Below are 12,676 nucleotides of genomic sequence, written 5' to 3' on the forward strand. Positions count from 1 at the left end.
GCAGATAAGCCGTAGTTCGGTCAGCGCCGGACACGCGACGTGCGCGCGCCCGGCGCTGACGTCATGTCACCGCGGCTGGTTCAGGCTGCCGTTGCGGGATGCTCGCCTGCGCGTCGGCCGAATCACCGGGCTCCGTCTCCCAGTTGGGCTCGGACCGGTCCCGGGGCGCGGGGCCGGCCGTCTGCTCGGCGCGCTGCCTGCGCTGGAAGGCGGACGTCCCGCGGGTGAGGTCGTGGCCGATCGCCACCGCGTCGATGTCCGCCGACATCCAGCCCTGCTGTCCCTCGCGCATCTCCGTGCGCACCTTCAGCCGGCCCTGCACGATCACGGGGTCGCCGACCGACAGGGACGCGGCGGCGTTGGCGGCGAGCTGCCGGTTCGCCCACACCGTGAAGAAGTTGGTGTGCCCGTCGGCCCAGGTGCCCTTCTCCCGGTCCCAGTACCGGGATGTGACCGCGAGCCGGAACCTGGTCGACTCGCCGGAGGCCATCTCCCGGTGCACCGGCCGCGTCGCCACATTGCCCACCGCGCAGACCATCGTCTCGTTCATCGCGTCTCCCTCCCTCACCCGCGCGCCGTCACCGGCGCCGGGCGGATACGCGTACGGGCCCGTCCCGTACGGAAGCGTCCGCCGCGACGGCCGCCGCATCTGCCGCAACCGTCGCCGCGCAGCCAGACTGCCTCCGCCGGGCCGAGCCCGCTGAGCGCTGTGGACCCCGGCCGGCCTGTGGAGAACCCCGCCACCCGAACGAGCCGCTCCGGTCCTCGGCACCGGGCGCACCTCCCCGAACGCTCCCCCGCCTTGCCCTCGCCGCCTCCCCGGCGCCCTCACCTCCCCCCGGCGCCGGCCCCCACCCCCGCGACCCGCCCGTACCGCTCCCGTACCTCGCGGTACCGCAGCAGCTCCGCCGCCACGGGATCGAGGACCCGGGCCCGGCCGCACCCGGCCGCCGCCTCCCGCAATCGTCTCTCCGCCTCCGTCCCGTACCTCCGCGCGGGCCCTCTGGCCGCCATCTTGCAGCTCCACTCGATGAGCGGCCCGCCCACGATGCCGATCACCATCAGCAGCACCGGGACTCCCAGGTTCGGCGACATCACCCCGATGATCTGGGCCAGCAGCCACAACCCGCCCAGGAACTGAAGGACCGTCATGGACGCCTGGGCGAGCACGGCGGCCGGCCACCACCCGGGGCGCGGCGGCCTCCCCGGCGGCAGCCCCGCCCGCACGGCCAGCTCGTCCAGCGCCTCCGGCAGCCCCTGGGAGCCGCGCGCGGCCGCCTCCCGCACCGCCTGCGCCCACGGAGCCGGCAGTCCGGCCGAGGCACGGTCCGCCACCGTCCGCACCGCCTGCTCCACGCGCTGCCGGGCGGTGGCCTCCTCGTCGGGCTGCACGCGTGCGGCATGCCGTCCGGTGGGGGGCTCACGGCGTTCCTGGCACCAGCGCCACAGCCGCAGCCACGGGGTGCCGCACGCCCGGTTGGCGTTGCGCAGCCAGGCCCGTTCGGCCGCCTCGCCCGCCGCCGTGGCGCCCACGGCGTCCGCGAGGCGGGCCGAGAACTCCTCCCGCGCCTCCTCGCTCAGCCCGGTGCGGCGGCGGGTGGCGTAGACGGGCCACAGGCGGGCCGCGGCGATGTCCACGTCCGCGGCGATGCGGCGGGAGGGGGCACCACGCTCGGCGACGAACTGCCCGAGCGCCTCGCGCAGCTCTCCGACCCCGTCGCCGGTGAGCGCGGACAGCGCCAGCACGGTCGCGCCGGGCTCGCCGTACTCGCCGAGGGCGATGCCGTCCTCGTCGAGCAGCCGCCGCAGGTCGTCCAGGACCTGCTCGGCGGCCTCGCCGGGCAGCCGGTCGATCTGGTTGAGGACGACGAACATGACCTCCGCGTGGGCCGCCATGGGCCGCAGATACCGCTCGTGCAGGATGGCGTCGGCGTACTTCTCGGGGTCGACGACCCAGATCACCGCGTCGACGAGGCGCAGCACCCGGTCCACCTGCTCGCGGTGCTGCACGGCGGCGGAGTCGTGGTCGGGCAGGTCCACCAGGATCAGTCCGCGCAGTTGCTCGTCCGCGTCGGGTCCCGCCTGGAGCGGGCGCCGCCGCAGGCGCGGCGGGATGCCGAGGCGTTCGATGAGGCTCGCCGCGCCGTCGCTCCAGCTGCACGCGATGGGCGCGGCGGTGGTGGGGCGCCGGACGCCGGTCTCCGAGATGGCGACCCCGGCGAGCGCGTTGAACAGCTGCGACTTGCCGCTGCCGGTCGCGCCGGCGATGGCGACGACGGTGTGCTGCCCGGAGAGCCGGCGCCGCGCGGCGGCCTCGTCCAGCACCCGGCCCGCCTCGGCGAGGGTGCGGCTGTCGAGCCGGGTGCGCGAGAGGCCCACCAGTTCGCGCAGCGCCTCGAGCCGCGACCGCAGCGGCGGGTCGTACGACAGCGGGGTCACGATCTGCTGCACGGGCGGGCGGGTCTCCGTCACGGTGTACGGCTCGGATCCGGTGGTCTCGTTCACGCGCCGCGCGATGAGGCCGTCGTCCCAGGGGCCGCTGTCGCCCGTGCGACGCGCGGGTGCGCCGGTGGACCGGTCCGCGGCCCGCTCGCCGGCGTTCCCGTCGGACGTGCCGCCGACGTCGTCCGTGCCGGACCCGCCCGCCTCGGGGCGGCTCTTCTCGCCCTCCGCGGGCCGGGGCCGTTCGGCGTCCCCGGAGTGCTCGGGGTGCTCGGGGTGCTCGGGGTGCTCGGTGTGGTCCTGGTCAGTGACGGCGGTCACCGAATCACCTCTCCTTCTGCAGTACGGACAACGCGGCGATGAGCTCGGCCTGTGGTTCCGGGTGCACCTCGAGCGCGTCGAGCGGGGCGAGCCGGCGTTCGCGTTCGGTGTGCAGGATCCGGTCCACGTGCTCGATGAGCAGCCGGCCGCCCCGGTCGCGCAGCCGCAGCGCCCCGTGCGCGCCGATCCGCTCGGCGAGCCGCTCCCCCGCGGCCCGCCCCCGGCGCCCGCCCAGCAGCGCCGTGGCAACGAGGGCGGCGACCACGTCGGGGTCCGGCGCGACGCTGCGGTCGAGCTCGCGCACCTCGTCCTCGGCGAACTCCTCGAGCTCGCGCCGCCATCGCCGTACGGCCAGTCCGATCCGGTGCTCGGCGCTCTCCGCCGCCGTGTCGCGGGCGGCGAGCTCGGGGGCGGCCGCCGCCGGTTCGCGCCGCCAGGCGTCGTCGATGCGCTCGTCGGCGGCGGTGACGGCGCACAGCAGCAGCTCGCCCAGGCTCTCCACGAGGGTGTCGAGGAGTTCCCCGGGGGTGCAGTCGAGGGGGAAGGCGCGCCACCGCTTGAGGGCGTCCCCGGCGAGCACGGCGCCGGCCTGCAACCGGCCCCGCACGCGCGTGTGCTCGCTGTCGTACGCGGTCTCGACGGCGGCGGTGAGCCGCAGCGCGGCCGCGTACTGCGCGGCGGCGGCACCGGCCAGTTCGGGCATGCGGGTGCCGAGGGAGTCGAGGACGCCGTAGGCGGTGCGGGCCATGGCGTGCTGGCGGGCGGCGGGGTCCTGGGTCTGGTGGACGAGCCAGGTGCGCAACGCGGCCACGGCGGTGGCGGGCAGCAGTCCGCCGCCCCAGGCCGACTCGGGCAGCTCGGGCACGGTGAAGCGCGGTACCTGGCCGAGTCCGGCCTTGGTGAGCAGGGCGCCGTACTGCCGGGACACCTCGCCGATCACCTGGTGGGGAACCCGGTCGAGGACGGTCACCAGGGTGACGTCGTACTCCTTGGCGGTGCGCAGCATGTGCCAGGGCACGGCGTCGGCGTACCGGGCGGCGGTGGTGACCATGATCCAGATGTCCGCGGCGCAGATCAGCTCGGCGGCGAGGACGCGGTTGTCGGAGACGAGGGAGTCGATGTCGGGGGCGTCCAGGAGGGCGAGGCCGGGCGGGACGGTGTCGGCGGTCTCGATGCGCAGCACGCGCGCGGGGTTCTCGCCCGGGAGCAGCAGGTCGTCGGTGGGATCGTGCCGGTGCGCCCACACGCGCGTGAGGTCGGGCAGGACGCGCATCCCGCTGAACCAGTGATGGTCCTCCGGATGGCAGACCAGCACCGGTGTGCGTGTCGTCGGCCGCAGCACGCCCGCCTCGCTCACCCGGCGGCCCACGAGGGAGTTCACCAGGGTGGACTTCCCGGCCCCGGTGGATCCGCCGACGACGGCCAGCAGGGGGGCTTGGGGGTCTCGCAGCCGGGGCACCAGATAGTCGTCGAGCTGCGCGAGCAGTTCGTCGCGGTTGGCACGCGCGCGTGGAGCCCCCGCCAGGGGCAGCGGGAAGCGTGCGGCGGCGACACGCTCGCGCAGGGCGGAGAGTGCGTCGAGCAGCTGAGGCCGTACGTCCAAGGTCACCACATGCGAAGAATGCCCAATTTTAGGGGAATTCTGAAGCATATGAGCATGTCTGCGCGCCGACTGGACGCAAGGGACAGAAAGGATGACTGGGACAGGGGCGCACTCCAGGCATAACGAGTGCACAACACCCGATGCGCGAGTCGCCAAAAGCGGTGCACGATTCGTACCCGCCTGCGATTATCAGGACCGCTTCACCGAACCTCCACATCGAGCCATGGAGGCGAGGCGACAGGGGCAAGGACGCGGGAGCCCTATCCTTGTCCCCGGCAACGTCAGGGACCCGCCACACCCGGGAACCACGACGCCAGGCCACCACACCGGCCCCCGTAGCTCAGTGGATAGAGCAGGCGCCTTCTAAGCGCTTGGCCGCAGGTTCGAGTCCTGCCGGGGGCGCGCACACCCTCCGACCAGCGCGAGCGCTGGTCTCTTTCATGTCCGGCGCACCGCGCATCGCCCTGAGGGCAAGCGCCTCCCGGGAATCATGCCGTCGGCGGCCGACGGGTCATCAAGCGCAGGGCCAGGGTCTCGGCGGCCAGGGCGGCCACGAGGGCGAGTGCCGCGCCGGCCACTCCGGGCAGTGACGCCGAGGGCAGCAGCAGGCCGGACGCCAGGAAGACACCCAGGTGCACGGCCGCGGCGCGCGGCAGCGCCCTGGTCGCCCCCCGGACGATCGCGAGGGCACGCAGCCGGCCGCGGACGGCCCACAGCGGCGGAGCGACCGTCAGCAGCGCCAGCCACCGCAGCCCGAGCTCCGCGGGAGCGGCCGGGACGTTGCTGAAGCCGGCCACGTACAGACGTGCCAGCGGGGTCAGCACGACCAGCAGGGACACCGCGAGCAGCGCTCCGGCGAGGAGCGCGGTGAAGCGCCGCAGCACCCTCGGGTCGCCGGAGCGTTTCAGGAACGCGGCGCCGACCGCGTCGAGGTCGGACAGCGGCACGGTGCCCAGGGACAGCAGTCCGTACAGAGCGGGCCACACGATCAGGGACGCGGCGGCCTGGTCGGACCGGGCGATCACGACGGTGGTCACCAGCGCGGGGCTCATGTTGAGCAGCACGCCGGACGTGATCCGCGCGTGCTGCAGGAGGATTCCGCCGCCCGGGGCACTCGGGGCCGGTACCGGCTCCAGACGCCGGGCGGACAGGCCCAGGCAGAGGCTCTCGGCCCAGGCGCCGGCCGACAGGGCGAGCCCGCCGGTCGCCGCCGCGGGCACCCCCGCCTGCCAGAGCCCGACGGCCGCGAGCACGGTGGCGCCGATCCGGGTGCCCGTGGCCACCGCGATGGGCCGGGTGAGGTCGCTGTCGATCAGCCGGCCGTGGAGATGGCGGCGCACCGCCACCGCGAGCGGCGCGGACGCGAACGCCAGCAGGCACAGCCGGAAGTCGGCCCGGAGATCCTCCGGCAGACCCAGCAGCGCCGGGAACCCGGTCGACAGGCCCGGCACCAGTGCCAGGCCCAGCAGCACGGCACAGCCCAGCGCCCCGGTCGCCAGCGCCCGCCGCAGCAGCTCACCGGAACCGCGGCGGGCCGACTCGGCGACCACCAGCGGGGCCAGCGCCAGGGCCGGTGAGTTGACCACGAACAGCACCGACAGGCCGACGCCCAGGGCCGCCATCGCCGGCGCGCCCCCGGGCATCCGGCCGACGACCGCCACCACCAGCGGGATCTCCCAGGCCAGCATGGACGAGCCGAGAGCGGTGGGCAGCCAGGACCGGGCGAGCGGGACGACACCGGCTCCCGTCGCCTCACCGGGGGCCGGGGCGGAGGAGCGCTGAGCCGTGGTCACCGCGGTGGCCGGCCCTTCTGGCACGGGCAGCCGGACCGGAACGAGAACTCGGTGAAGTCGAACGTGAGCGTCTCGGTGTTGACGTACAGGCTCCTGCCCGCGGTGCGGGAGGTCGACTTGGCGCCCGACACCAGGCCGATCACTTCGTTGACGGCGATACCGGCCACCATGGCCACCAGCGTTCCGGTGAGGCTGCCCGACTTCTCCGGACGCAGGATGGTCAGATCGCGGATGCCGACGCACTCCATGCACGGAGTCCGCCCCGGCAGCATGGTGGGGCCCACCCGGGCGCCCTTGTCCGTGATGCCGATCTGGCCGAACGGCACACCGGTGCGCAGGCTCGCCTCGTTCGACCAGCGGATCGCCTGGTTGCGGGGGCGGTCGTAGGCGTTGAAGAAGAAGTCGGCGCCGTCGACGAGCTTGACGATGTCGTCGGCGGACTCGATGCGCGTGTGGTGGGGCACGAACCGTGAGCGCGTGTTCTGCAGCGCGAGATGACGCTCCAGCGCCTGCAGTTTCGGGACGCCCACGTCCTGTTCGTCGAAGGTCGGGTGCGTGGGCAGGTTCTCCTCGGCGAAGGTGTCGAAGTCGACCGCTTCCAGGGTGCCTATCCCGGCGGCGTTCAGCAGCCGCAGCAGCGTCGTACCGCCCGCTCCCGTCCCGATCACCACGACGCGGGCCGCACGCAGCCGGCGCATGCCCTCGTACCCGTCCCATCCTGGACGGTCGTACAGGCGCAGGTGGTTGATCTGCCGGCTCCAGCGGCGCAGGTCGTCCGGTGCGAGGTCCGGGGTGGCCGCCGCGTCGTCCAGCACGCCCTGGGCGTCGAGGGCCGCCAGCCAGTCGTCCGTCTCCGGGAACCGTGCGCGCAGTTCGTCACGGGTGAGGGCACCGTCGAGGGCGAGGGTGAAGGCGATCATGTCCTCGGTGGGGTCGGCGATCTGCACCTTCTCGGGGCCGATCCCGATGTAGAGGTGCGGATCCCCCGCCACCTGATGGATCCGCAGGAACTCCTTGATCCTGGGACGCCGCATCGTGTGTCTCCTGTTCTGTCGGGTGCGCAGCGGCACGGTGACGGCGCTGTGGCGGAGGACGCGCGGGTCCCCCGCCACAGCGCACAGGTGGGCGGCGGGCGTCAGATGACGTTGCCGTGCCACTCCTTGACCAGACCGTCCTCGTACACGCGGGTGACCTTCATGACTGACTCCTCCCTTCGTGGCTCGTCGGGCATGGGCACACGTGACCGGACCGGCCGGCCACGAGCTCGGGGTGGTGACGCAGCATCAGGGGTACGGCCTCAGCAGCAGGCCTCCACCTGCAGGTGCGGCACCTCGATCTGGCTGAGCGTCCGGATCCGGGCACGTGGGTCCGGCAGCCGGCGCGGGGGCGGGGCGGCGACGGCGGTCCCCGTGTACAGCCAGCCCAGCAGTTGTTCGCCCGGGTCCAGCCGGAGCAGGGTGCGCACCGCTGTGTCCCGGGTGAGGGAGCCGGTGCGCCAGATGGACGCGTAGCCGCGGTCGTGCAGCAGCAGGGTCAGGGTGTGGATCGCCGCCACCGTCGACGCCAGCTGCTCCCAGCGCGGAACGGTGCGGTGAGCCACGGGCGAGAAGACGATGGCGATGAGCAGCGGCGCGCGCAGCGGCTTGGCGGCGGCCCGCTCGCGGGCGAGGGGGTCGTCTCCCGCCCGCGCCGCGAACGTCCTGCCCAGTTCGGCGCGTTCCTCGCCGCGCAGAGTGATCAGTCGCCAGGGCAGCAGCCTGCCGTGATCGGGGGCGGTCATCGCGGCCTCCACCAGGGCGAGCAGCTCCCCGTCGTCGGGGGCAGGCTCGGTGAGACGGCCGACGCTGCGCCGAGTCAGCACTGTCTCCAGGGTCTCCATCTCAAGCCCTTCCGTGAGCGAGCGGGACTACGCGCCGACGCCGACCGAGCAGGGAATCAGCGGGAGGTGGTGGACGGGGGCGCCGGCCGGCCGCGCGGCGGCCAGCAGCACCTGGGTGAGTGCCTCCCGGTGCTCCGGCTCGAGGACCACCTCGATCCGGTCGCTGCGGTCGTGACCCGCGCCGGGGAACTTGATCCTGATCTGCAGGGCGACGCTGCCGTCCGTGTCGGTCACCGCGGCGACGACGCCGTCGACGACACCCGGCACCAGGGGAAGGACCGCCGGGTGGCCGGTGTCCGTCACGGTCAGACGCTGTGATCCCACATGCTTCCTCTCGTACGTGCCCCGAGGGCACACCTGCTCCGACGACACCGGGCGAACGGCACGCGGACGGCACCGGATCCCGTGACTCGAGGTCACCTGATGAAGCGTCGCCGTCGTCGTCCTCAGCCCGTCCTCGGAGCGTCCTCATGTGCTCCGCGAGTGCGGTGTCACGTGCTGAGGATCTCGGCGGAGGGCTCCGCAAGCAGCGGCGGTTCCTCCTCGGCGAGCTGCGCGGCGTAGGAGTGCAGCAGCTCGTGGATGGCGTAGCGATCGGGTCCGGACGCGCTCAGCAGATGGGCGTCGACCAGCGATTCGAGGAGCCGCTCGGCGTGCGGCACCGACAGGCGGGCGATCGCGGCGACGACCCGCGCGTCGATCGCGCCGGCGGGCACATGGCCGAGCAGGCGGAAGATGTGCCGCTGGTCCTCGCCGAGCCCCCGGTAGGACTGGCGGAACACCTCGGCGAGGCTGTCCCCCTGCGCCTCCAGGGTGACCATCCACTGTCTGCCCACCCTGAGACGGGACGCCAGGTAGGCGACGGACCAGGAGGGACGGTGGCGGAGTTTGGCCGCGGCGAGCCGGATCGCGAGCGGCAGGCCGCCGCACAGCTCCACCACGTCCTCGACCGCGCCCGGCTCCCTCAGCGGCCGGTCGTCGCCGACGATCTTGCCGAACAGTGCGCGCCCCTCGGACTGGGACATCTCCTGCAACGTCAGATGACAGCTCGCCATGAGATTCATCAGCCGGTTCCGGCTGGTCACCACGGTGAGGCAGCCGGGGGCGGCCGGCAGCAGGGGGCGGGCCTGGTTGGTGTCCGTGACGTTGTCGAGGACGATCAGCGCCCGGCGACCGGCGAGCATGCGGCGCCAGACGGCGACACGTTCCTCCAGTCCGCGAGGAATGCCCTCGGGCGGCACGCCCAGTTCCGACAGGAGCATCGCCAGCGCCGCGCCCGCTTCCCGGGGGCCGCCCGCCGGAGCGTGGCCCTGCAGGTCGACGAACAGCTGGGCGTCCGGGTACAGGGGCGTCAACCGGTGTGCGGCGCGCAGGGCCAGAGTGGTCTTGCCCATGCCCGCCATGCCGTCGATCGCGATGATCTCGGGACCGGATCCCCGTGCCGGGGGCCTGGTCTGCGCGGAGCGGCCCACCTCCTGCATGATCCGCTGTTCCCGGGCCCGGCCGGTGAAGTGCGCCGCGACGGCCGGCAGATTGTTGCGGCTGAACGAGATGTTCTTTTTGGGCGTAGCGCGCGGAATTCCCCCGAGAATGAGACGGTGCGCCTTCTGGAGTTCCGTTCCCGGACTGACGCCGAGTTCTTCCCTGAGAATGCGACGGGTCCGCTCGAAAACCGTGACGGCGCGGGCCTGGGCTCCGGAACGGTGCAGTGCGAGCATGAACTGAGCCACCAGACGCTCGCGCAGCGGGTGGTCGTTCACCCACACGGAGAGTTCACCGAGAATTGACTTCTCGTTGCGCGTCTCCAGTTCCAGCTCGACGCGCTGCTCCATGACCACCAGTCGCAGTTCGTCGAGCGCCGCGATCTGCGCCTGGAGCGCCGGCCGGTCGAGACCGCCGAGGACCGGGCCGCGCCAGTCGGCGAGGGCGGCCCGGAATCCGTCGAGAGCCTGCTCGCGGCGGCCTTCCGCCAGATGCTGACGGGCTTCGGCGGCGCGGCGGGTGAACCGCCTCGCGTCCACGCGGCAGCCGTCCAGCGCCAGTCGGTAGCCGTCGCCCGCGAGCTGCAGGACCTCGCCGAGCCCGGGGAGGATCCGGCGCAGGTCGGAGATGGCGTTGCGGATCTGCTTGGCGGCCGTGGGCGGAGCCTCGGGCCCCCACACGATGTCGATCAGACGGTCGATGGACACCGGGCTTCCGTCGGCGAGCAGCAGCGCCCCGAGCACCGCCTGCCGCTTGGCTCCTGACACGTGTAATTCATGATGCTCGGCACGCACCTCTAATGGTCCGAGAATGCGGAACTCCACCACGACACCCCCGTTTTACGAGCCTTTTGAGAACAGTTGGTCAAATAGCGCTCCGACAACACGCCAGGAGCCTACTTTCCCTGCAGAGAATTGGTAAGGACCTTTTCACGGAGTGAGATTGCGCAGGTCGTCACGCTTCTGCCGGTGGCACTGTCGACAGGCAAACACGCAGGACGTGCGGGGCGGTACCGGACCTCGCAAAGATGGCTGAATTCCGGCGGGCCCGGCGTCTTGCCTGCCGCCGGTTCCGGGACTTCTCCGCCCTTCGGGCGCACTCGGTCGTTCCGCCGTGCGTGACATTTCGGCCGCGTCGCCCCGGACCGGCCGGCCGGACCCCGGAATGAGGATGGCCCGAGGACGCGATGAGGACGCCGGGGGTGACGGTCGACGGGTCGGTTGTCGAGTCAAGGATCGCTCAGGGAGGCTGATTGCGTATGGCCGGGGCCGGGACGCGGGGTACGGACGAGGGAGCACGGGCGGCGGGCGACGGTGCGCGTGCGGCGGGGCAGCCGTGGTGGAACGCGCAGCGCGGCTCGGGGATGTCGTTCGAGCGGTACGGCCGGGCGACCGACCGGGTGCCGCGGACGGCGGCGCCCCGGGACTGGCCGGGACAGGTGATCGGGCACGCCCCGCTGTGGGCGTCGGTGGATCTGCGGGACGGCAACCAGGCACTGGCCGATCCGATGGACGCCGAGCGCAAGGGCCGGATGTTCGACCTGCTGGTGAGTCTGGGGTTCAAGGAGATCGAGGTCGGTTACCCGGCGGCCAGCGAGGCGGAGTTCTCCTTCGTCCGCGAGCTGATCCGCCAGGACCGGGTGCCCGACGACGTGACGATCGTCGTCTTCACTCCCGCCCGCCCGGAACTGATCGAGCGGACCTTCGAGTCCCTGCGCGGCGCACGGCGTGCCGTGGTGCACCTGTGTCTGGCCACCGCGTGCCTCTGGCGCGACGTGGTATTTCGGATGTCACCGCAGGAGCTGAAGTCGTACACGCTCGACGCCGCGCGCCACGTGGCCCGGCTGGCCGACGCGATGCCGGACGCGAACCTCCGCTACGAGTTCTCGCCGGAGACGTTCAACGTCACCGAGCCGGACTTCGCGCTGGAGGTCTCCAGCGCCGTCGTCGCCACCTGGGACGCCTCCCCGGACCGCCCGGTCACCCTGAACCTGCCGACCACGGTCGAGACCGACACTCCCAACGTCTTCGCCGACCAGGTCGAATGGATGTCCCGCAACCTCGACCGCCGCGAGTCGGTGATCCTCTCCGTCCATCCGCACAACGACCGCGGCACCGCGGTCGCCTCCGCCGAACTCGCCCTGATGGCGGGCGCCGACCGCGTCGAGGGCACGCTGTTCGGCAACGGCGAGCGGACCGGCAACGTCTGCCTGGCCACCCTCGCCCTGAACCTGTTCAGCCACGGCGTCGACCCGCAGCTGGACTTCTCCGACATCGACCGGGTGCGCCGCACCGTCGAGGAGTGCAACCAGATGCCCGTCCACGCCCGCCACCCCTACGTCGGTGACCTGGTGTACACGGCGTTCTCGGGCACGCACCAGGATGCCATCGGCAAGGGGCTGACGGCCCTGGACGACCAGGCGGCGGCCCGGGGAACCAGCCCGCGCAGCCTGCCCTGGCAGGTGCCGTATCTGCCCATCGACCCGAAGGACGTCGGCCGGACGTACGAGTCGGTCGTGCGCGTCAACAGCCAGTCCGGCAAGGGCGGGATCGCCCAGGTCCTCAAGGCCCACTACGGCCTCGATCTGCCCCGGCCGCTGCGGGTCGAGTTCGCCCGCACGGTCCAGGCCGTCACCGACCGCACGGGCACCGAGCTGACCTCCCGTCACCTGTGGGACATCTTCACCGAGACCTATCTGGAGCCCCGGTCCTGGCTGCTGCTGAAGGACATCACCGAGGAGCGGGCCGACGCGGCCACCACCACGGTCCGGCTGTTCCTCGCCGGGCCGGACGGCGAGGAGTCGTCCCTCACCGGCACCGGTGAGGACCGCGTCGTCGCCACCGTCTCCGCGCTGCGGGCCGGCGGCCACGAGGTGACGCTGCACGCGCACACCGCCCACCCGACCCCCGACGGCCGCACCGCCGCCTACGCGCATCTGACGTACGCCGGTGACACCGTCCACGCCGCGGGCCTCCACCCCGACCCGGCGACCGCCGCCGCCTCGGCGGTACTGAACGCCGTCAACCGCGTCCACGGCGACCGTACGCGCGCCGTCTGACGCCCTCCGGTCTCGCACCGCGGCGTCCGACGCACCCGTCGATCCGACGCACCCCGTCGTGCCGACGCACCCCATCCTTCCGACGCACCGCATCGATC

At 72.9% G+C, this 12,676-nt stretch carries 9 protein-coding genes and 1 tRNA gene; 2 read left to right on the forward strand and 8 right to left on the reverse strand.

Going from position 1 to position 12,676, the window contains the following annotated elements; all coding sequences use genetic code 11:
* Nucleotides 1–61: 61 nt before the first annotated feature.
* From AB0412_RS33595 to AB0412_RS33605, 3 genes are all read right to left on the reverse strand, one after another.
* Nucleotides 62–550, reverse strand: coding sequence for a single-stranded DNA-binding protein (locus AB0412_RS33595; protein ID WP_366406389.1), 489 nt, complete (start codon nucleotides 548–550; stop codon nucleotides 62–64).
* 278 nt (nucleotides 551–828) lie between these two features.
* Nucleotides 829–2,763 (reverse strand): YfjP family GTPase, encoded by a 1,935-nt coding sequence (locus tag AB0412_RS33600; protein WP_366406390.1) that lies wholly within the window; start codon nucleotides 2,761–2,763, stop codon nucleotides 829–831.
* 4 nt (nucleotides 2,764–2,767) lie between these two features.
* On the reverse strand, nucleotides 2,768–4,375 hold the full coding sequence (locus AB0412_RS33605) for a dynamin family protein (RefSeq protein ID WP_366406391.1): 1,608 nt from the start codon (nucleotides 4,373–4,375) through the stop codon (nucleotides 2,768–2,770).
* Between the two features lie 320 nt (nucleotides 4,376–4,695).
* On the opposite strand from AB0412_RS33605, the gene AB0412_RS33610 reads away from it, so the two are divergent.
* Nucleotides 4,696–4,768 (forward strand) — tRNA-Arg (locus AB0412_RS33610).
* A gap of 86 nt (nucleotides 4,769–4,854) precedes the next feature.
* On the opposite strand, the gene AB0412_RS33615 is transcribed toward AB0412_RS33610, so the two are convergent.
* The 5 genes from AB0412_RS33615 to AB0412_RS33635 form a co-directional block, all read right to left on the reverse strand.
* Nucleotides 4,855–6,159: a hypothetical protein gene (locus AB0412_RS33615; protein ID WP_366406392.1), complete on the reverse strand. Its 1,305-nt coding sequence runs from the start codon at nucleotides 6,157–6,159 to the stop codon at nucleotides 4,855–4,857.
* A complete protein-coding gene (locus AB0412_RS33620) occupies nucleotides 6,156–7,193 on the reverse strand; it encodes a ThiF family adenylyltransferase (RefSeq protein ID WP_366406393.1) in 1,038 nt (345 codons plus the stop codon). The genes AB0412_RS33615 and AB0412_RS33620 overlap by 4 nt, the downstream gene beginning before the upstream one ends.
* A 263-nt stretch (nucleotides 7,194–7,456) precedes the next feature.
* On the reverse strand, nucleotides 7,457–8,038 hold the full coding sequence (locus AB0412_RS33625) for a nitroreductase (RefSeq protein ID WP_366406394.1): 582 nt from the start codon (nucleotides 8,036–8,038) through the stop codon (nucleotides 7,457–7,459).
* 27 nt (nucleotides 8,039–8,065) lie between these two features.
* Nucleotides 8,066–8,341, reverse strand: a complete 276-nt coding sequence (locus tag AB0412_RS33630) for a hypothetical protein (RefSeq protein WP_366406395.1) — start codon at nucleotides 8,339–8,341, stop codon at nucleotides 8,066–8,068.
* Between the two features lie 188 nt (nucleotides 8,342–8,529).
* On the reverse strand, nucleotides 8,530–10,287 hold the full coding sequence (locus AB0412_RS33635; protein WP_366406396.1) for a BTAD domain-containing putative transcriptional regulator: 1,758 nt from the start codon (nucleotides 10,285–10,287) through the stop codon (nucleotides 8,530–8,532).
* Between the two features lie 491 nt (nucleotides 10,288–10,778).
* Here AB0412_RS33635 and AB0412_RS33640 point away from each other — a divergent pair, with 491 nt between their 5' ends.
* Nucleotides 10,779–12,578, forward strand: coding sequence for a 2-isopropylmalate synthase (locus AB0412_RS33640; protein ID WP_366406397.1), 1,800 nt, complete (start codon nucleotides 10,779–10,781; stop codon nucleotides 12,576–12,578).
* Nucleotides 12,579–12,676: the final 98 nt, after the last annotated feature.

Source organism: Streptomyces sp. NPDC052012 (genome assembly GCF_040689265.1).
Classification (GTDB): domain Bacteria; phylum Actinomycetota; class Actinomycetes; order Streptomycetales; family Streptomycetaceae; genus Streptomyces.